The sequence below is a fragment of the Nostoc sp. DedQUE07 genome (assembly GCF_034530975.2).
Lineage (GTDB): Bacteria > Cyanobacteriota > Cyanobacteriia > Cyanobacteriales > Nostocaceae > Nostoc.
The window spans coordinates 11596-33108 of sequence record NZ_JAVRCC020000052.1; the positions used below are offsets into that span (position 1 = coordinate 11596).

Genomic DNA, 21513 nt, shown 5'->3' on the forward strand with positions numbered 1-21513 from the left:
ACAAAGTGTTTCTTTAAAAAGAATTTGCTCTCAAGATTTTATCTTTTTAAAAAGTTTTTTCCGCACAAGTTAGCAGCAAGGAGTATTTCTACTTCAGACCGTTCCATAGGTGGTAAGAAAAAATACCCTTGCCCATAATCACATTCTAAAGCCTTCAATTGTGTTAATTGGTCTACAGTTTCTATGCCTTCTGCTGTTACAGACATATTTAAATTATGGGCTAATGTCACAATCGCTCGAATAATTTCTAAATTTTCTCCTCGACTACCTATACTGGTGACAAAAGAGCGGTCAATCTTAATGGTTTTGATTGGTAGGCGATGTAGATAACTCAAGGATGAATAGCCAGTCCCAAAATCATCCATGTGCATTTCAACATTCAGCGCTGTTAATTGGGAAAGCACAGTGGTAGCTAATTCAAAATTATCCATCAACAAGCTTTCAGTAATCTCCAATTTCAAACAGCATGGCTTCAGTCCAGTTTGCTGCAAAATATGTTTAACTTGTTTAAACACATCGGGTTGTGTGATTTGTTTACCAGAAAAATTTACGCTCATCGTCAAAGGTTGTGAGGTAGGAAATTGTTTATGCCATTTCTGCATTTGGTGACAGGCTTCATAAAGCACCCATTGCCCGATACTAACAATCATTCCAGTTTCCTCAGCTAGGGGAATAAAATCTTGAGGGGAAATAAGTCCTCGTTCTGGATGATACCAACGTATCAGTGCTTCAAATCCAATAATTTTGCCAGTTGTCAGAGAAACAATTGGCTGGTAATTAAGGCGAAATTCTTCTTGCTTGAGCAGCGCATTTCGCAGAGCAGTTTCTAACTCTAAAAGCAAAGCTGCACCCTCGTGCATCTTTGGATCAAAAACCTCATAACGTGCCTTACCAAGTGATTTAGCACAATACATTGCCACATCAGCATCGCGTACAATCTGTGCTGCTTGCTCATAATCTGCTCTACTCAAAGCGATGCCAATACTAACATTAGTAAACACGCGATGCTCATTTAATTGAAATGGCAAAGCTAGCACCTTTTTAATTCGCTCGGCTACCTGTATTGCGGTGTTGATATCCTCAATTTCCTCAATTAAGATTGTGAACTCATCTCCGCCAAAACGAGCTACTATGTCTCCACCTCGCAGAACTGACTTGAGCCGATGAGAAATTGCAATCAGAAGTTGATTTCCTAGTAGATGTCCAAGGCTGTCATTAACAACTTTAAAGCGATCTAGGTCTAAGAATAGTACAGCAAATAAATAATTATTTTGCTGTTTAGACTGTTCTATTGCCTGCTGCACCCGCTCCATAAATAACCGTTGATTAGGTAATCCAGTTAGCCCATCATGAAGACTATTGTGCAGTAATTGTTCTTGTGCTTCTTGACGTTTAACAATGTCTTGTTGAAGTTGTTTATTAACCCTAATAAGTTCAATAGTGCGTTCTAGCACCAACTGCTCAAGTTGATAACGATACTGGATTAATTCTTTCTCTGCTAGCTTCCGCTTAGTGATATCACGGACAATAACAATATACTCCCGTAGCAAAGAATTAAATGGCTGGGAAATCGTTGATTCAACAATTCGCAAACCTTGGTTAATTTTCAAGCTTTGCTCGCTTCTAGTAGACCATTGCTCCGGTTTGCCGCGATAGCATATTAGAAGTTGATTTAAGTTTCGCCCAAGTAGCTGCTGAACACTTGTTTGAAATAATTCTTCAGCAGCGGCATTTGTCTGAGAAATTGTCCCATCTTCATCTAATACTAAAACAGTATCTGGAACAGTATCGAGAGTAGTGATAAATAGGTTTCTTGCTTGTTTGCGTGCTTCATCAATAGCAATGATTTGTGGTAAGGTTGTCCAACAAGCGATCGCAACCCCTGTAAAAGAAAGCGTCACTAATAAAATCGCTAGAAAGGAATTTTGAGGATGATTAGAAAATCTATCTAAAAAATCGCGAATAACCCAACTGATTGTGGCAGTAATACAAATTAATGATACTAAAACAATCACTTGTAATACTACAAAATCTGGATTATTTCTACTAGGCTTAGTATCGTAACGCTGTGTCCACCAATTTGGATGTAATGGCGCAAATCTTAACTGCCTTAGAACTAAATCTCCAATTGTCAAAATAATGGGTAATAATAATCCCACTAAGAAATCTCTCCAGTTCCAAGCTAAACCTCCCACTATTAGAACTACCGCTTCGACCATGAAAAAACCAAGTGACCACCAAGGCCATAACACGTATGGTTTGCCACGACACATCCATAATCCCAGATGTAGCCCCATAATAGACATGAGATAACAGGTGCCTGCTACTGTGACAAGTTGAGATATATTTCCCAAATTTAGACAAAGCAAACTGAGTAGAAAGGTAACTAAAATAGCAGGAACAAGGACACCTTGACGGGAAACTAATGCAAATATAGGAGAAAGCTGTCTGTCTAGGGCAAGCTGGTATAATATCCGAGGAGAGTTAGAAACTGCTGTAGCAGAACTTAGAAGGCAAGATATAGTAATCAGAAGTGTTACTAGAAAAGGGGCAGATTCACCCCAAAAAGGTTTAGAAGCTTCTACTAGATTTAAGAATGCATCCTCACCTATTGTTGAATTTGGAGCCGAACGCATTAATACCCAAGAACCACCTAGAAACACCGGAGGAATTAACCAAGCAGCTACGGTTAAAAACTTTAAAGTTTTATATGGGTGGCGGCTATCAGCAACAAAAGAAGAAGTGGTTTCACAAGCATAAATTGAATAGCTAGCTAGAAAAAACCATTTTGTCCATTCTTGAAAGCTCAGGCTATGGGTGCTAGTTGGGAGAAAATTTAAATTAGCAGATGAGAAGGCTAACCATAATACGCCTTGAACACAAAACAATAACAGTAATAAAATCGCTGGAAATACAAAAAATAAATGTAGAAGCGCCAAAGCACGGGTGCCACTGAACGCTAAAACAAATGGAATCGCTGTAAATAAAACTTTTAAGAAAGTTTCTGGACAAGAAATACCTAATGTTTCAAAATTGACTTTAATTAAGTTGGTGAGAATAATTGCATACAGTGCAGGTGCTGCTGCCCAGCTAAAAAAGTATCCTAATGCTACGTAACGGCCTAAGCCAGGAAACTTCTTTAATAGCCTAGTGGTATAGTTTGGTGTTCCTCCGGCAACATCTGACCAATGCCTACCTAGACTTTGTACCTGCAAGTTAAGCAAAAAGGAGATAATCGTGCCAAAAAACCAAACTAAGATAGCTTTCGGCCCTAACGCTGCATGAATGATAGGGGCAGTACCAATCCATCCAACATGACCAGTTAACCCAAAGCCCCAGGTTTCGAGATAACTTAGAGTCCGTGGTAGGCGCATTAGCAAGTGCTCATTGTTCTGTGCCCGTGCAGAATCGTTACTAACCATTGTTTCTTAGTGAGATTTACTGACCTTTTCACTCAATAGCTGAATCTCACCAATTATAGCTTCCGTATAACTGCTGAACTTTAAAAAAGGATAACTTATTTGTTACTGAATTGGGGATTTTAGATTTTAGATTGACCTTATGCCTAAAGAGCTTTCTGGAATAGAGAATTTTCAATTGGTTATTTGAGATTTATTCCATATAGCTTGTTTCTCACTGAGTAAGTATAAATTCTCTTTCTTTAGACCGTTAAAAAAATGAAAGGTTCAGATTTGTGACCTACTTAATAGACATAGACATCTCCAACAATCAATTATTCATTGCCTGAAACCCTTGTAAAGACGTAGCATTACTACGTCTTTACATTGATATCTCTAATTTAATAAATCGGAAATCGTGTTGTTCATCAATAATTAACTAGAGCTATAGCTTTTGCAACAACTCCTGAGTTAATTGCAAGAAAGCTTTTGAACCTGCTGATTGGGGAGCAATTAAAACAGCTGGCATAAAACTATCAACAGCCTTAGCAACATTGACATCAACTGGTATTTGTACCTTACAGATTTTTTCGACACCAAAATCTTCGACAACGCGGTGCATTACTTGTTTATAGTATCTGCCAGTGAGCAGGTTAGCACTGGACATACTAAATACAATTCCCAACATTTTTATATCTATCTTGGTTTCATGTCCGTGACTATCTTTTAATTGGGCAATCCGTCTTTCTAAGAGTTGAATACCCACTACAGATAATGGTTCTGGTTTTGCAGGAAGTATGTAGAAATCACTGGCAGCTAAAGCGCTACGAGTCAAGAGATTATAGCCCGGTGCGCAATCGAGAAGGATAAAATCATATTCTTGATGTACTGGTTTTAAGATATTATTAATTAAGACCCTTTCAAAGCGATTCCAAATTGTTTCAAAGTCTTGTTCGCCCAAAGCAGTTGCTTGCTGATGCAGCATTTCTGAAACAACAAATTCATCATATAAATCGATATCTCCCGGCAATAAATCTAGTCCGGGAAGATTACAAACCTGGGATTGAATAATATCCTGAATTGTAAATTTTGCTTGGGGATCTGGATTGATAACTTCGTCTATCAGATACCTAAATGTCTTACTTTGTTTACGAAGCTTGGCAAAATCTAAAGGCGACATCAAACTGAGTGTGGCACTAATTTGGCTGTCTAAATCAAGGACAAGCACCCGCTTGCCATGATTTTTAGCTAAACAAGTAGCTAAGTTGACAGTGAGGGTGGTTTTACCAACACCACCTTTCATATTGGCAGTAGCAATTACATATCCCATTGATTGAGTCCTCTATTGACGCATTCCCATTAGTGGTCTGTCCCATTAAATATTATGGGTTTGTAGTAAGCACAAAGCGTGCTTAAAAATCCAGGACTAAAGTCCTTATTACGAACTTATTCACCCCTCGTAACTAATGGGACAGACTACTAGGTAGCGTACACCTCTGCTGATATTTTAAATCTTCCATTAAATTTAATATTTTCAGAAATTCAAAAGAGTGATTTCAGCGATTTTTACTCATTGAGGCAGTAACATGTAGTTGGCTCTTTACCTGGAATCGAGCTATCAGCCTCCTTTACTCCATAATGACAATAGTTTGGCTTAATCCTGTAACAGCTCGCTCTCCAAAGCAATTATAGAGGTATTGACAAATACAGTAGCCCTAAATCAATTGTGAGAAAATAATAGTGTTGTGAATATCACTAAGTATTGGGTGCAAAATGTGGATGCATTTGCTAATTGAATTGAACGAAGCCGATCGATAATTTCGTGAAATCAAAGGCGCATTTACACACAAACTTATAAGGTAATTAAAATGACTTACGATTCAGAAGATGTAGAACAAATCCTGCAAAAAGCACTCACTCGTAAAGACAAAGGTGAATTTTCACGAGAACAGCTTTTAGAAATGGCATCTGAGTTAGGTATTTCTTCTAATATTTTGGAAGCAACTGAAAAAAAGTGGCTGGTTCAACAAGAAGAGGAACGTTCGCGACACACATTTAATACTTTCCGACGCAGAGCCTTTTGGACACACTTTGTTTCTTTCGTAGCGGTGAATTTATTCCTCATTCTTTTAAATTTAATCACTAGTCCTAGTTATTTTTGGGCTATTTTCCCAGTATTAGGATGGGGGTTAGGATTATTTTTTCATTGGTGGAGTGTTTATCAGAGTAAATCAGAGGATGACGAGATCGCTTTTCAGAAATGGCGTACACAAATTTAACTTCTCCTTTAACGATCAATCTCAGATATTTAGCGATCGCTGTTATCCAAATTTGTGCGTCCTTCTAAATAAAATCTTCTCATGAACTACTCACATTCACCGCCAGGGGTGAGTGTGAGCTTTGTAATTTATAGGGAATTGCCTGTGACATTGCAAAATATATAAATCTGGGCAACCTTAAACTTGAGGAGTTGTATAATCACGACCTTTGATCCTTATCTTTGTGCTTGCCAATTTGCCAAAATAGAGCTGTAGGCTAGAATAACTACGCTTTAAGAAGCTTGATTGCCTAAACTCAGGAGCAAGGGTCGGCTGGTTAATAAGATAAGAGGAAGGGAGTATGGACAACAACAACAACTGGTTGCAACAGCTAATGATGGTGGGTCTTGGCACAACGTCTATAGTCGCAGAAAAACTGCGGCAAGTCAGCGATGATTTAGTCAAAGACGGTAAGCTCAATCCTGAGCAAGCCAAGGCGGTAATAGATGATATTGCCCAGCAGTTAAAGTCGGAACAGGGAAACTTCGATGTGCAAATGCAACGGCAAATGCGAAACATGATGCAGGATTTGGGGGTGGCTCGTCAGTCAGAAGTGGACGAACTTAGGGGTAGAATTGACCGTTTAGAGCGTCAATTACGCGATTTAGAAAATAAGCTTTGGCGTTAGAATGCCCTTTCTGATTTAAACTAAATGTGTCCTGTTGGTAATCTTTTTGCCAGGATACCTAAGTAAGGAGAACTGATTTTGAAACCAATTTTCCTCAGCGTGGCGTTCATGCTGGTGTGTGTTGTGCTTTTGGTTGTGGGGCAAGTAAGCAGTAAACAGAATACTGCAATTGCTGCCGAGTTAACCCAAACGCCGCCAGTATCCACAACTGTAACTGAAAACAATATCTTAATAGCGAGTAATCCTATGTCTGATGCTAATGCCGTAACCACTCCCTCTGGATTAAAGTATGTGGAGTTAAAAGAGGGGACTGGGGCGACTCCTAAACCGGGACAAACGGTTGAAGTTCACTATGTCGGCACTTTAGAAAATGGTACTAAGTTTGATAGTTCACGCGATCGCGGTCAACCGTTCAGCTTTAAAATTGGTGCTGGACAGGTAATCAAAGGTTGGGATGAAGGACTTAGCACTATGAAAGTAGGCGGTCTTCGTCAGTTAATCATCCCCTCTGAGTTAGGCTATGGTGCTCGTGGTGCTGGTGGCGTGATTCCACCCAATGCCACTCTAATTTTTGAAGTGGAATTGCTGGGAGTTAAATAGGGATTGGGGACTAGGGATTGGGTACTGGGAACAAGGAGGAGTTATTAACATAAGTTTCTATTCTCTGTGTTCTGAATGCCCAATACCCTATCAGATAAATTAGGTATTTCAAACTACAGATGGGACAGAAGTATAGCTAGAAAAGATGAGAAAAAATATCTGTAACTTTAATCGGACTGCCGCAACTATACTAACAACCTAAAAGCCAGACTGATACGCCCGAATGTTTCTGGTTGCTTGAGAATTCCATGCTTCCAGTATTGCTGCGTCTTTTGAGACATAAAAAGTAGAGAACCACTTTTGAGTAAGTAACTATGTTCAATGGTTTTGTCTAGTTTATTTTGAAATGTAATTATTCTTTCAGCCCCTAACGAAATAATAGAGATACCAGTATCGTCCATGAGTTCATCAATTGAATCGGAGTGAAATCCCATTGTTGAGTTACCATTTGTGTAATAATTGACTAAACAATTGTTTGGTCGAAACCCAAAGTGTTTTTCAAGCCTATCAATAATAGGAATTAACTCATTCAGCATCGGGCATGAGTCGTAAGAAATGTTTGAGTAATTATATGGTGAACCAAAGCTAGCTGTTTTTCGTGCCTGTATACGCTCATCCCAGTTAATTATGGATACAAGACTATTAAATAGAGAATGACTATTCGGCAAAAATAGATCACTAATGAGTAAATCAGGCTCATTCATTGCTCAAATAATTACTTAGTCTGGCTAAATTTTTAAATTTTGAAACTTTGTAAACTGTGGATTAAACAAAAGTTTCGCAGTACCTGTAGGCCCGTTGCGATGTTTAGCTATAATTACTTCTGCAATGCCGCGATCGGGAGTATCGGGAGAGTAGTACTCGTCGCGGTATAACATGATTACTAAATCCGCATCTTGTTCGATCGAACCGGATTCTCTCAAATCAGATAACATCGGGCGTTTGTTAGTACGTGCTTCCACTCCTCGACTCAACTGAGATAAGGCAATAACTGGTACAGATAATTCCCGCGCTAAACCTTTGAGTTGTCGCGTAATTTTTGATAATTCTTGTACGCGATTATCACCTGCTCCTTCCATCAATTGCAAGTAATCTATTACAATTAATCCTAATTCAGTTCCAATTTCAGCTTGCAGTCTTCTTGACTGACTACGCATTTGTGTAACTGTAATATTCGGCGTGTCATCAATATAAATTGGCATCTCGGAAAGTATACCAATAGCACGGCTTAAAGGTTCCCACTGTGTTTGACTGAGGCGACCAGTTCGCAAATAACTACTTTCAATTTGCGCTTCACTAGCTAATAGACGTTGCGTCAGTTGCTCTTTGGACATTTCCAAGCTGAAAAAAGCAACTGGTAACTTATAAGAAGCAGCGATATTATGAGCTAGATTCAGACAGAACGCGGTATTGTGAACACAGATATCATTGGCGACAAAATTGTGTGTTTCTGGGATTGTTAAGTCATAAACTTGTTTGCATCCCATCGATTCAATCGAAACTATTTCATCCCAGTACACATCACTCGCTGCTAACTGTTGAAGTTGCGAATTTTCTAAAGTACTTGCTAATATCCAAAGCCTTTCTCGTGTTAAAGCACGTTTCCCAACATGGATATTTAAATATCCTTGAATTCCGGCACGTTGAGCTAAAAGAGTCCAAGGTTCATTACCTTTAGCTGTTGTTATCTGTTCCCAAATTTCTATTGGAATGAGGTCATGATTTGTTTGATATCTCTTTTTAGCTATTGCATCTGCGACCTTAGTTAATGCCTCTTCTTTGCCAAAAATACCAATTTCTGAGATAAAATTTTTGATGCTCTGGGCATCAGTAATATCTAATTGCCAAGCTTGTCTGCGAGTGTCTTTATATTTCACAGAGCGTTCTTTCAGACTGGCAATAATTCCAAATCGCAATAATAAATGTTGTATTTGTCTAGCTAATTTTTCGCTGACAGTACAGTAGCCTAACTGCGATTGACCGCTTGTAAGTACTGTAGCCCATCCATCGGTTGCAAATAAACGATTGAGGAATAAGGAAACTTGCGATCGCTCCAATTTAAAAATAGCTTGCGGAATGATTTTGGCATCAGCTTTTTTGCCCCATAGTCCTATGTTTTCCAACCATGTTGTTAAAGGATTCTTTTGCCCTTGAGACATAGCTGCATAGAGTATTGGGGTGCGTTCACTCCTAATTTCTATCCTAACTTTCAAGTTGGGTGAAAAGCTGATAACAGCGTATGTGAAATCATTTTGGATGCGAGAGTTAATATTAGTAAATTCTGGTGTTGAATCTGTTAAGCACCCATCACCTATGAAATATGCCAATAATTTAACTTCACACTCGCGGATAGTTTCTGTACCAAATACATTAAGTTTACGAGCTACAGCAATTTTATCCCCTACTCTTAATTCTGAAAGTTGTCGCCATCCATTGATGGTTAAATAAGGATGGGTGATAGTACTTTCAATATATCGTCCTAAGCGAGTAGTAACACTAAAAACTGGTTTAATGCCGTCATTAACAAAGGCTGAAGCTTGAGTTAAATGAAACTTCCAATCATTTCCTAAAGTTATTAACTCAGCTTGCCGACGATGATATATTTCTTTAATAGTTGAGATACTCCCGTCACTCAAAAGTATTTCCACATTTTCATGCAAACATTTCCCCATCGATGGACGGCCCGCAATAATAATTAAATCAGAACGCTGAAAGCCGCTAGTCATGGCATCTAAATCGTAAAATCCGCAGGGAATTCCAGGTAAAGCAATGCCTTGATTTCTATCTTCAATATCCTGGAAATTATTAATTAGAGTATCAGAAATATGAACTAAACCCGATTGGGGACGCTCTTGAGTAACACCAAAAACTTTCTGTTCTGCCCGATCTAAAACTTGTGGTAACTCGGTTTCTGTTTCGTAACCAAGATGTACAATTTCATTGCCAGCTTTAATTAATTGTCGCCGCAGGTATTTTTCCATCACTAACCCTGCTAAGGCGTCGATATTCACGGCTGACACTGTACGGTCTACCAGAGTTGCTAATTTATTTCTACCACCTATCCGGGCTAGCATTTCATGGTCGGTCAGCCAACTTGTCACAGAGAGTAAGTCTGTGGGTTTACCTTGGGTGTGGAGCCTCACAGCTGCTTGATAAATATCTTTGTGAGCGCTAATGTAAAAAGCTTCGGGAAGAAGGCGATCGCTAACTCGACTAATCGCTTCTGGATCTAGCAAAATACCCCCCAAAATCGCTTCTTCCGCCTCAATATTTTGTGGTGGAAGGCGTAGTTGACCGCCGTAGGCATCGCTACCATCGCCTTGAAAACTCAATTCTTCAGCCATAAACGATTTTATTTTGAGATTTTGCTAGAGACGCGATTAATCGCGTCTGTGTAGGATTAGAGACGCGATTAATCGCGTCTGTACAAGAGTTAGGAGTTTCTCTTGCTCCCTCATCCCCCTTATCCCTTTGTCCCTCTTTTGAGATTAACTAGCTACTACTTGAATATCGACTTGCGCCGCTACTTCCGAATGCAGCTTGATTTCGGCTTGATAAGTACCAAGGTGGTTAATATCAGGGATGGTAATTCCACGCCGATCGATTTCTTGACCAGTGGCTGCCTTAATTGCATCTACAACATCTTGGGTGGTGATAGTACCGAAAATTGCTTCGTTTTCACCAACTTGTTTGGCAATTGTCAAGCTGCCAACTTTTTCTAAAGATTCTTTTTGCTCAAGAGCTTGTTGTCTGAGTTCTAATTGCCGTTGACGCTCTTGCTCGCGACGGCGTTCTACTTGCTTGAGAATACCAGGAGTGGCATTGGTTGCCAATTTCTGGGGAATCAGATAGTTACGAGCGTAGCCAGGAGCTACTTCCACTAAGTCGCCAGATTTTCCCAGCTTGCTGATATCCTGATTTAAAACTAACTGCACGCGTTTCGCCATCGTTTTTCGTTTTTCCGGTAAAATATGATTAATTTGGGTTTGGGCAGCATAGCTCACAATCTCAGTGCTGTATTCCAAGCTTTTTGGCCTAATACCCTAAAGCTTACAGATCGTAGCGAAAGAAAGGGTGCGATCGCAACTATTAGCGCTAGAAAGTTGAGGAGTGGAGGCAGGGGAGCAGAGGAGCAGGGGAGACAAGGGAGACAAGGGAGACAAAGGGACAAGGAGATAAACAAAACTCTTAACTCTTAACTCCTAACTCAGCACTCAGCACTCAGCACTCAGCACTCAGCACTCCTAACGTCCAATGCCCAATACCTAAAAGTTATTTTTCATTTCCCGTATCCGCGCAAAGGTTTCCACTCCATCGCTACCCTTAACGGTTGATTGTAATGATGGTTGATCCCAACGTAAAAAGGGATTGGTTTGCTTCTCCATTCCCAGCAGCGAGGGTATGGTAGCTTCTCCTCGACTACGGAAAGTTTTCACTTCATTGAAGCGTTTTTGTAAGTCGGCATTGTCGCCATCCACAGTGAGGGCAAATTGCAGATTTCCTAAAGTGTATTCGTGGGCACACCAAATACGCGTATCATCTGGTAAAGAGCGTAGTTTGCTTAAAGAATCTACCATTTGGGTTGGTGTTCCTTCAAATAAGCGACCGCAACCGCCAGAAAATAAGGTATCGCCGCAAAATAAATCGCCTGTCTCACCAGATTTTTCGGGGGGAAAGTAGTAAGCGATGTGAGCGCGGGTATGTCCGGGAACAAAAATAACTTCAGCTATGCGGCCTGCAAACTCAACGCGATCGCCTTGTTGCAAAAACACTTGCTGTCCCGGAATTCGCCCGCGATCTTCGACACCACCGTAGACTGTTAGTTGCGGGAAGTGTTCTATTAATTGCTGATTTCCACCTACATGGTCATTGTGGTGGTGTGTGTTGAAAATTGCCACCAACTCAGCTTTTAACTGTGCAAGTTGCTTTAGTACTGGTTCAGCCTCTGCTGGATCGACAACCGCAGCAATTTGTTTCTGGCGATCTACCAGCAAAAATATGTAATTATCTGAGAGTGCCTCAAGCCTGATTACTTGCATTACTTAATATCTCCCTTTCAAGTAAATACTTTGGAACTTTTCAACAATCTTAAATATCTCAGTCAGAAAAGGTTGAGAAAGTCTATAAATACTATGATAGTACACAACCGTAATAATACTTAAAAATATGATAAGTAACTATAAATTATGATTTGGGTATATCAGTAAAATTTCTCTGGGAGGAAGTGTAAAAGCTAAGTTAGATTTATTCTGTTCTTTTTGTCCTAAATTGTCTTTTTTACTCAAAAACACCAAATCAGTTATCGAAAAACTTTTATTTATACATATTAACTATTAATACGGATAATACGGAATTTTATAGATTCACCTTGGATTATTTATAAAAGATAGATGTTAATAACAACTAAATAGAGCAATCAATCGTGGTGAAAAAAAGATGAGCTTTCCAATTTTTCATTTGCAGGTTCATAAATGAAGCTAATCCATACAACTAGCTGGTATTTTCCAGATTCATCAGCCGGTGCTGAAGTATACTTAGATTCACTACTGCATGGCTTACAAGTACATGGACTAGAAAGTATTGTCGCTGCTCCTAAACAAGGTACAGAGGAAGATACTTACGAATACAATGGCATCTGTGTTTATCGTTATCCTGTTTTTCCTAACCCCAGCAAGATACAGGTACACAAACAGCTACCCCACGGCGGCTTTAAAACTTTTGCTAATTGGCTAGAAAACAATCGAGTCGATATATACCATCAACATTCATGGCGATTTGACTGCGGTTTACATCATCTTGCTCTCGCCCGCCAGTTAGGGATGGCTACTGTAGTCACCGTCCACATACCTGAACCTATATGTCTGCGTGGTACGATGATGCGCTGGGGTGAAGAACCTTGCAATGGGCTGATTGACTCTGTTAATTGTAGTCAATGTTTGGGAGTAGCAAAACAAGTATCGCCTTGGATACTTAAGGCTTTAGGTGAAGTTCCCTTGGATGTTGGCATCGCAGCAGAAACAAAATTACTTACTTCTAAAAGTTTTAAGCTACGCCTGCTTGGTAAAACTCTTGGTATTCCTACCCTAGTGTCTCAACATAGACGCAATTTGATGCAACTAGCAAAACTAGCCGATCGCATTGTTGTAACAAGTAATTGGCAATACAATGCTTTTGTTGCAAACAATGTTCCTCCCGAAAAACTTACTGTCTCTCGGCAAGGTGTTGCTAACACTTTCAAACGTGAAGTAACATCAAATAAACTACAAAACTCTACATTAAAAATCGGCTTTTTGGGTCGCTGGCAAGAAACTAAAGGGGTACAAGTTTTAGTAGAAGCGGTACATAGTCTACCAAATGATATACCTGTAGAGTTAATTCTTCATGCTACTCATCCGGGAAAATACGGTGCTGCCAATCGTGAAAAAGTTATGGCGATCGCTGCTCGTGACAGCCGGATTCGGATTGCTGAACCACTTTCACGCGAAGCAGTACCAGATGCATTAGCAGGTTTCGATATACTAGCAATACCGTCGCAGTGGTTAGAAACTGGCCCCATAGTTGCCTTAGAAGCACAAGCTATGGGCATTCCCGTACTAGGTTCAAATTTAGGAGGGATTGCTGAGTTAGTCAATCACGGCATCGATGGTTGGTTAGTTCCAGCCAAAGATGTCCAAGCATGGGCACAAGCGATCGCAACTTTAGCCAAAGACGCCGATTTACTAGCTAAGTTACGTCAAGGTATCCAGCCAGTACGTACAATGGATACTGTTGCTTCAGAGATGTTGGCACTTTACCATGAAATCTTAAAAATTCCTCAGAAAAACTTTATATCTTGATGGATTGACACCGAATTTCTTTAGTTGCTTCAACTCCGACAAAACAAATTAAATTAATATTTGCAGATTTAGCAACATCTGACAAATATTGGAAAAATTAAATAAAAATAAGTATAAAAATAGTGAAAAAGTTTTCTAAAATATCCTTGTTGGTTTCCGATTTATCAAGTGCAGCAATTCTGCGTGCATACTTGATAGCAAAAGCTCTTAATCAGTTAGGATATGAAGTTGAAATTATGGGTTTTTTATTTGGAAATAACTTTTATTTAAATTTACCATCAAAATTCAACGTTTATAACTTACCAGGCAAAGACTTTCCAGAGTTTTTTGGCGAAATCCAAAAATTTTTACCAAAAATAAATGGCGATATAATTTATGCTATCAAACCACAAATAGCAAGTTTTGGAGTTGGACTATTAAGGAAAATATTCACTAGAAAGCCATTAATTTTAGACATAGATGATTGGGAACTTAGCTGGCATGGCGGTGATAACTGGCATTATCATCCTACACCCAAAGAATTAGCTAGGGATTTGTTGAAACCACAGGGCGCACTCAAAAATCCTCATCATACTTTATATGTGAAATGGATGGAAGGTTTGGTAAGCCACGCTGATGCAGTGACAGTGCATACTAAATTTTTGCAGCAGCGTTTTGGTGGTACATTTGTTCCAAATGGCAAAGATGTTTCCTTATTCGATCCCGCTCAATATGATGCTGAGTCTAGTAGAAATCGTTATGGTTTATCTGAATATCGGATTTTAATGTTTCCCGGTGCGCCAAGACCTTATAAAGGTTTAGAAGATGTTCTGATCGCGCTCGATAAACTTAATCAACCAGACTTGAGACTAGTAATTGTAGGTGGTAGTCCTTATGATGATTATGATAAACAACTTCAACAAAAGTGGGGACGTTGGATTATCAAATTACCTAAGTATCCAGCCGACGTTATGCCTGACTTGGTAGCAGCTGCTCACATTGTAGTTGTTCCCCAGCGAGATACTCCAGAAACTCGCGCTCAATTTCCCTTGAAGTTGACAGATGGGATGGCAATGGCTAAACCTGTATTATCAACACGCGTTGGAGATATTCCCCAACTTTTAGGTGATACTGGTTATTTAGTCGAGCCTGGTTGTCCTGAGCAAATTGCTGAACAAATTCAATTGATTTTTCAGAATTTAGAGTCAGCAAACCAGAAAGGTATCAAGGCAAGAGAAAGATGTGTGGAACACTATAGCATCGAGGCTATGGCTTCTGTGCTCAAATCAGTAATTGCTCAGTTGTGAATAATATTATTAATTAAGTTAAATTGGCATAAAAATACCCAATGTCTACCAGAAAACTAATACTAAGATTCGCCAAACCCTATCCAGGTTTAATTATCCTAACAATGCTGTTGGGATTTTCTGGTGCTTTATTTAATGGTGTCGGTGTAACTTTGATTGTGCCAGTAATTTTGAGAATTGTCGGACAACCAGTAGATTTAACTGGTTTTCCTCCGATTCTCAAAGCTGTGATGTTTCCATTTGATAATCTTCCCGAAAATTCTCGGAATTTGGGAATGGCTGGAATAATTATATTAATAATTTTCTTAAAAAACTTATCTAGTTATTTTAGTATTTTAACATCGAGTGTTTTCACTCGGAGATTAAATGCGGATATTCGCGAAGCTAGCTTAGAGCTATTGCTAGATATTGATATAGACTATTATTCAAAAACGAAAGTAGGCGATATTATTAATCGCCTTGGTTCGGAAACTGCCCGCACTTCTAGCGCTATCGGGAGTATTATTAATTTAATTATTTTAATAATTACAATTTTAGTTTTCGTTGGTTTATTATTAGCAATTTCTTGGCAGCTAACCATCGCAGCAACAATTTTATTGGGTTTTATAACATTAATCAATCAATACACAATTAGTAGAGCGAAAAAATTTGGTCAACAACTATCAGAAATGTCTACATCTTATTCCATCAGTGTTTTAGAAACATTGAATGGAATTCGTTTAGTAAAGTCAACTGCCAATGAAGACAGAGAATATCAAAAAATTACTAAATTAATCCGCGATCGCGAGAAAGCAGATTTTCAATCTCAGATAAACTCACAAGCGATCGGGCCGATAAGTGAGGTGATGGGAGTTATAGCCTTACTTTTGATTGTATTCTTGAGTAAAACTTTCTTTGCCAACCAGGTTTCTTTCCTTTCAACAGTACTACTGACATATTTATTAGTATTACTGCGACTGCTACCTTTGGTCTCTCAGTTAAATAGTCTTCGTAGTAGCTTTGCCAATAGTGCTACTAGCGTAGAAATAGTGAGTGAGTTTTTAAGTCGCGATCGCAAGCCGTTTATGAAAAACGGTAATATTATATACACAGAATTAAAAGAAGGAATAGGTTTTAATTCACTTTCCTTTGCCTACCCCAGTCATGAAAAGTTAGTACTCAAAGATGTAAATTTATTTTTACCCCGTGCGACAACTCTCGCTTTGGTAGGTGGTTCTGGTGCAGGTAAGTCAACCTTGGCTGACCTCTTACCCAGATTTTACGATCCGACATCTGGCAGTATCTCTATCGATGGCACAGACCTGCGTGATTTTGATATCAAATCTCTCAGATCGCACATGGGAATTGTCAGTCAAGATACATTTCTCTTTAATGACTCGGTGCGAAATAACATTGCTTATGGAAGACCGGAAGCTACTGAAGATGAAATTATCTCAGCAGCCAAACGAGCAAATGCTTATGAATTTATTGATAAATTACCTCAAGGATTTGACAGTCAAATTGGCGATCGCGGTGTGATGTTGTCTGGTGGACAAAGGCAAAGATTAGCGATCGCTCGCGCCCTCCTGCAAAATCCAGAAATTTTGATTTTAGATGAAGCCACCAGCGCTTTAGATACCGTTTCCGAACGCTTAGTACAAGCTGCACTCGACGACTTAAGTCGCGATCGGACAACCCTTGTCATTGCTCACCGCCTTTCCACAGTCCAAAAAGCCGATCAAATTGCCGTATTAGACCAAGGACAGGTGGTAGAAGTAGGAACCCATGAAGCACTTTTACAAAAAGGGGGTTACTACTCACGCCTCTACTCAATGCAATTTGCCGCTCAAACTGAAGTTTCCACCAAAACTAATCCCAGCTTTAATCGCATTTCTCACGAACTGCGTACAAGGCTTAATTCAATGATTGGTTTCCTCGGACTATTAGTTGACGATCTAGTAGACAATTCTCAAGAACGCCAGGAATTAATTGACCACTCATACAACTCAGCCTTAAGAGTTCTCAACGCCATCGATCTCTTCAGCGATGTAGTTAACCTGAAAATTAACTGGCAGTCATCGTCAGATATAGACCAAAATCCAGATGAACATAACCAATATCAAAACTTTAGTCATATCTCGGATGAGTTTCGCACGCGTCTCTATCCTCTAATTAGCTCTCTGCACTTGCTAGCCGATAGATTAGAATCCGAACCCCAAAAACAAAATCTATTAATTGCAGAATCTTATCAATCTGCTATTTACCTATTAGATGTATTAAAGCTTTTTGAAAATAAAGTTTAATTTTAATTAATGTCAGGAACAAAAGTACTTATACCCCAATCTTAAAAAACTTATCATCCCCAAAAAAAATGGTAAATTCTTCCAAGAAAAATCAATATATTTTCTACACCGGAGAGCTATCATTCAAGCCGGACACAGCACACGAAATTCATGATGTTCTTTGTGCCAACGCCGCAGCTAACTTAGGCTACTCGTCAGTTTTAATTTATCAAGATAAAAAAAATTCTTCTGTTAATCTACTATCGTTAATTTATCCTTATAAGCCCAAAAGACCCGGAAAAGAATTTATCGAATTTTACGATGTGCAAGAAAAACTTAAAATTGCAGCATTGCCAATGCCTTGGCCTATCGATCGAATCGGTGGTAAATTTACTAACTCTAGTACAGTAGTAACTAAATATTATTTACCAGTTCATATCCTACCTCATACTAAAGTTGTCCACACGCGAGATTGGAACTTTGTCAAAGCCGCAGTCAAAAATAAAGTTCCGACAATTTATGAACGTCACTACTTTCAAGACCGAAAATTTGAGCAAGAAATTGTCCACAGTCCCTATTTTCAAATAGCTATAACTCAGTCAGAACCCATCCGGCAAAGCCTAATAGAAAATGGAATGCCACCGGAAAAAGTAGTTTGGCTACATAACGGATTCAATCAATCATTTTCAATCAGACAGCCCGAATCAGCCGAAAGGTGGCGGCAAGAATTGCTTATAAATGGACGTAAGCATTTAGTTGTCTATTCAGGCGCTTTGTATCCTTTCAAAGGAGTCGATCTCTTAATTGATTCTGCCAAAGAATTACCAGAAATTCAGTTTGTCATCACAGGAGGAACAGAAGCACAAGTACAAGCATATCAACAAATAGCCAGAGATAAAAATGTCGAAAACGTTAAATTTTTAGGCTGGATACTTCCACGAGAACGATTAGTCAGCTTGTTTCAAGCAGCTGATATTTTGGTTCATCCTCACTGCGCTGGAAAATCAGCAGATTTCACGAATCCAGTTAAGTTTTTTCAGTACATGGCTGCTGGCACTCCTATAGTTGCAACTGAAATTCCACCTTTAATGGAATTCAAAACATCACCTTTGATTGCCAGTTGGTGTACACCAGATAACCCGCAAAAACTTGCCCAATCCATTCAACATACTTTAGAAACCTATCCCAGAAAAATAGAGGGTTATGCAGCTAGTATAGATTTTGCCCAGCAATTTTCTTGGGAAAATAGAATTACCAAAATATTAAGCTACGTAGAAGAGGATCAACGTCCACCAATTTTAGGGTAACGGTACAAAAATAACCGAATAAATACGATTTATGACTATTAAAACTGTTGGCATGATTAGCAGCTATTCAGGCCTTGCTAAAAATAAAGATTGGTTATGGCAACAAACTCCGCACTATTTTGGTGTTTGGAACAATATTCAAATGTTGAAAATGGCAGAAAAGCCAGACTTTATGTTGCTATATCAATTTGATTTTCCCCAAGCACCGCCACCAAAATCTTGGTTAGATAGTTTTCGCAAACAGCAGCAAAAACCAGTAGTAAATGTTGAATCTCTACTGCGTGGCGTTAACAAAGAGCGGATTATTTATTTGCTCAGAGAACCGCCTTTAGATGAAGTTCTAAAAATAACTAATCATAATTATCAAGAAGCCCAGAAGTATTGTGGCTACGTTTCTGGCCCCGATGATTTTGCTCCCATTCCTGACTATATGCCTGCTATTTGGTATCACTCAAATTCATTTCAAGATTTAAATGAAATGCCACCACCCCCAAAAGTTGCCCCATGTAGTTGGATTACTTCGGGAATTAGCCGTACAGCCAATCATCGCCAGCGTTTAGATTTTTTACAATCTTTGCAATCTAGTGGCATGAAATTTGATTTGTATGGGCGTAACTTACCAGAATGGGCGAACAGTTCGGGAGAACTAGGTAACAAATGGTATGGCATGGCACCATACTATTACAATCTGGCAATTGAAAATTATGCTGATAATAATTGGTATGTGAGTGAGAAACTTTGGGATAGTTTACTTGCTTGGTGTTTACCAATTTACTATGGCGGCCCGGCTGCTGATAAGTTATTGCCGCCTGGTAGTTTTTTGCGGTTGCCCAGTTTAGATGAAAAAGGCATTGCCTACATCCAAGAAGTGACAGCTACACCTGATGCTTGGTATGCTGCCAAGGATGCGATCGCAGAAGCACGTCAAATCATTTTACACAAATTAAACCTGCTTAACTGGTTATCAAACTTTGTCGATCAACACTCATAAATTATGAATGGTATTTGTACCCTTGGCAATGATTATGTTTTCGATCAGCTGGTGGCTTTGCTCAATAGTATTGATGTTATCTTAGGCCCAGAAACTCCTGTTTGTATCTATCCTTTTGACGATCGGACACAACGAATTGCTGATGAAATAGCTAAACGCCCGAATGTATTTCTTTACGACGATCGAGAATCAATCAACCGCTGGGATCAATTTATGCTCGCAGCAGCCCCAGAACGATTGAATCGGAGTAAATCCCGTCTTTATGGCGCTCACCGTCGTTTCTGCGCTTTTGATGGGCCATTTGAGAAGTTTATCTATTTAGATGCAGACACATTGGTAATGAAGTCACTTGCAGCTGTGTTTGAAAAGCTAGATAGTTATGATTTTGTGGTCTACGATTTTCAATTTACAGACGTTAGTAAAATATATAATGTTAATTCTCCCAAATTACTAAAAGTTTTTGAGCAAAAACACATTGATTCCGAAATATTTTGCTCAGGCTTTTATGGCGCTAAACAAGGGCTATTTGACTCAGATAAAAGAGATTGGCTAATATCAAATCTACAAAATGGTGAGTCAGAAATTTTGTATGGTGGTGCTGGCGAACAACCATTAATCAACTACATGGTAATGAGGTCTAATCTTTCTATTTATAATTTTGCTCGCCAATTGCCAGATAATGAAAAAACAGGATGTTCTGCTAGCTCCAAACATTTCGAGGAACGAGAACATATTCTTTACGATCGCGGTAATCAGCTAACTTATCTCCATTACATTGGGATTCCTCCTAATATCAATCAAGCAGTCTGTGCAGGAGAAAATATTGAGTTTCCCTATCGAGAGTTATTTCTCTATTATCGTTACCTACACGAGCCAGAAAAGCGTCCAGTATTTACCAGTCCTCCTAAAAATTATAATGACGCTCCAGTACCAAATTTACTTACCAGAGCTTTGCAAAAATTTAAGTTAATTAAACAAGGATAATTTATGAGTAGGGGCATTTATATAGTTGCCAATGACCGCGTTATCGATAATGCTATTGCTTTACTCAATAGCATTCGTTACTATGACCCAGAAGTTACCATTTACCTCATACCTTTTAATGAAAATTATCACAAGGTAGCAGAACAGCTTGCTACCTTACACAACGTCCAAATTTTCCCAGATTTAGAACTTATTGATACCTTTACCAAACGCATCGGCGAAATTTTTGACCGAGATTTCCTTGCCTTACCCAACAAGATGCGTAAATTGGTGGCGTGGTTTGGGCCTTTAGATGAATTTATTTATATTGATACGGATATTGTCGTTTTTGAAAAAATTGCCGACAATTTAGACAAACTTTCAGAAGTCGATTTCTTCTGCTGTGATTACCATCATGCTAATGAAAAGCTGCGAAATATTTTTTCCCCATTTGTGAAAGAGCAGCAAATTTTTTCTGATGCCCAACTTCAAGATGTTTTCAACAGCGGTTTTTGGGCTTCGAGAAAAGGAGCTATTACCGAACAACAAATGGATGAAGCTTTGCGCGAGTGTGCCGCACATCGTGAATATTTCGATTTTTCTGAAGGAGTTACAGACCAACCAATTTTAAATTATCTTGTTCTTAAATTAATTTCCAAACGTGGAAATCTCGTAAAAATTCCTGGGGGAGGGCCTGGTAGTTGGGCCGGTTCGCGAAATTTCCAACAGCAAGATTACGCCTTGTATGACCGAGGACAACGACTCAAATATCTTCACTGGGCTGGTACGCGGATGAAAACTGGTAGTCCCTATTGGCAATTGTGGGAACACTATCGTTATCTGCATGAGGGTAAATTTGCCTTCATTCCCAAACTGACTCGCCGTTTATTTCCCTTTGTTTCTGCGCGTACTTAATATTAGGAGT

At 39.1% G+C, this 21513-nt stretch carries 16 protein-coding genes; 10 read left to right on the top strand and 6 right to left on the bottom strand.

The window, feature by feature from the left end:
- Positions 1-38 precede the first annotated feature (38 nt).
- Together RMZ95_RS27575 and RMZ95_RS27580 are read right to left on the bottom strand one after the other, a co-directional pair.
- Complete coding sequence (locus tag RMZ95_RS27575) at positions 39-3422, bottom strand: amino acid permease (RefSeq protein ID WP_322685850.1); 3384 nt, start codon at positions 3420-3422, stop codon at positions 39-41.
- A gap of 421 nt (positions 3423-3843) precedes the next feature.
- Positions 3844-4728, bottom strand: a complete 885-nt coding sequence (locus RMZ95_RS27580) for a ParA family protein (RefSeq protein WP_322673996.1) — start codon at positions 4726-4728, stop codon at positions 3844-3846.
- A gap of 538 nt (positions 4729-5266) precedes the next feature.
- Between RMZ95_RS27580 and RMZ95_RS27585 the strand changes: the two genes are divergently transcribed.
- The 3 genes from RMZ95_RS27585 to RMZ95_RS27595 all read left to right on the top strand — a co-directional run bounded on the left by RMZ95_RS27585 (position 5267) and on the right by RMZ95_RS27595 (position 6944).
- Positions 5267-5677: a 2TM domain-containing protein gene (locus RMZ95_RS27585; protein ID WP_322673997.1), complete on the top strand. Its 411-nt coding sequence runs from the start codon at positions 5267-5269 to the stop codon at positions 5675-5677.
- 340 nt (positions 5678-6017) lie between these two features.
- Positions 6018-6344, top strand: a complete 327-nt coding sequence (locus RMZ95_RS27590; protein ID WP_190941652.1) for a phasin family protein — start codon at positions 6018-6020, stop codon at positions 6342-6344.
- 78 nt (positions 6345-6422) lie between these two features.
- Positions 6423-6944 carry an FKBP-type peptidyl-prolyl cis-trans isomerase gene (locus RMZ95_RS27595; RefSeq protein ID WP_322685851.1) on the top strand — a complete coding sequence of 174 codons (522 nt, stop codon included), beginning with the start codon at positions 6423-6425 and terminating at the stop codon, positions 6942-6944.
- Between the two features lie 185 nt (positions 6945-7129).
- Here RMZ95_RS27595 and RMZ95_RS27600 read toward each other — a convergent pair whose 3' ends face one another.
- The 4 genes from RMZ95_RS27600 to gloB all read right to left on the bottom strand — a co-directional run bounded on the left by RMZ95_RS27600 (position 7130) and on the right by gloB (position 11983).
- A complete protein-coding gene (locus RMZ95_RS27600) occupies positions 7130-7648 on the bottom strand; it encodes an alpha-ketoglutarate-dependent dioxygenase AlkB (RefSeq protein WP_322685852.1) in 519 nt (172 codons plus the stop codon).
- A gap of 24 nt (positions 7649-7672) precedes the next feature.
- Positions 7673-10288: a replicative DNA helicase gene (dnaB, locus tag RMZ95_RS27605; RefSeq protein WP_322685853.1), complete on the bottom strand. Its 2616-nt coding sequence runs from the start codon at positions 10286-10288 to the stop codon at positions 7673-7675.
- A gap of 144 nt (positions 10289-10432) precedes the next feature.
- Complete coding sequence (gene rplI, locus RMZ95_RS27610) at positions 10433-10891, bottom strand: 50S ribosomal protein L9 (protein ID WP_322674026.1); 459 nt, start codon at positions 10889-10891, stop codon at positions 10433-10435.
- Between the two features lie 318 nt (positions 10892-11209).
- Entirely contained in the window at positions 11210-11983 is a 774-nt protein-coding gene (gene gloB, locus RMZ95_RS27615; protein ID WP_322685854.1) for a hydroxyacylglutathione hydrolase, read from the bottom strand.
- 432 nt (positions 11984-12415) lie between these two features.
- Here gloB and RMZ95_RS27620 point away from each other — a divergent pair, with 432 nt between their 5' ends.
- The 7 genes from RMZ95_RS27620 to RMZ95_RS27650 all read left to right on the top strand — a co-directional run bounded on the left by RMZ95_RS27620 (position 12416) and on the right by RMZ95_RS27650 (position 21503).
- Entirely contained in the window at positions 12416-13780 is a 1365-nt protein-coding gene (locus RMZ95_RS27620) for a glycosyltransferase (protein WP_322685855.1), read from the top strand.
- A gap of 122 nt (positions 13781-13902) precedes the next feature.
- On the top strand, positions 13903-15066 hold the full coding sequence (locus tag RMZ95_RS27625; RefSeq protein WP_322685856.1) for a glycosyltransferase family 4 protein: 1164 nt from the start codon (positions 13903-13905) through the stop codon (positions 15064-15066).
- Between the two features lie 41 nt (positions 15067-15107).
- Positions 15108-17348 (top strand): ATP-binding cassette domain-containing protein, encoded by a 2241-nt coding sequence (locus tag RMZ95_RS27630; RefSeq protein WP_322685857.1) that lies wholly within the window; start codon positions 15108-15110, stop codon positions 17346-17348.
- 68 nt (positions 17349-17416) lie between these two features.
- A complete protein-coding gene (locus tag RMZ95_RS27635; RefSeq protein ID WP_322685858.1) occupies positions 17417-18634 on the top strand; it encodes a glycosyltransferase in 1218 nt (405 codons plus the stop codon).
- A 31-nt stretch (positions 18635-18665) separates the two neighbouring features.
- Positions 18666-19625 carry a glycosyltransferase family 10 domain-containing protein gene (locus RMZ95_RS27640; protein WP_322685859.1) on the top strand — a complete coding sequence of 320 codons (960 nt, stop codon included), beginning with the start codon at positions 18666-18668 and terminating at the stop codon, positions 19623-19625.
- 3 nt (positions 19626-19628) lie between these two features.
- Positions 19629-20609 carry an Npun_R2821/Npun_R2822 family protein gene (locus RMZ95_RS27645; RefSeq protein ID WP_322685860.1) on the top strand — a complete coding sequence of 327 codons (981 nt, stop codon included), beginning with the start codon at positions 19629-19631 and terminating at the stop codon, positions 20607-20609.
- 3 nt (positions 20610-20612) lie between these two features.
- Positions 20613-21503 (top strand): Npun_R2821/Npun_R2822 family protein, encoded by an 891-nt coding sequence (locus RMZ95_RS27650; RefSeq protein WP_322674007.1) that lies wholly within the window; start codon positions 20613-20615, stop codon positions 21501-21503.
- Positions 21504-21513 lie beyond the last annotated feature (10 nt).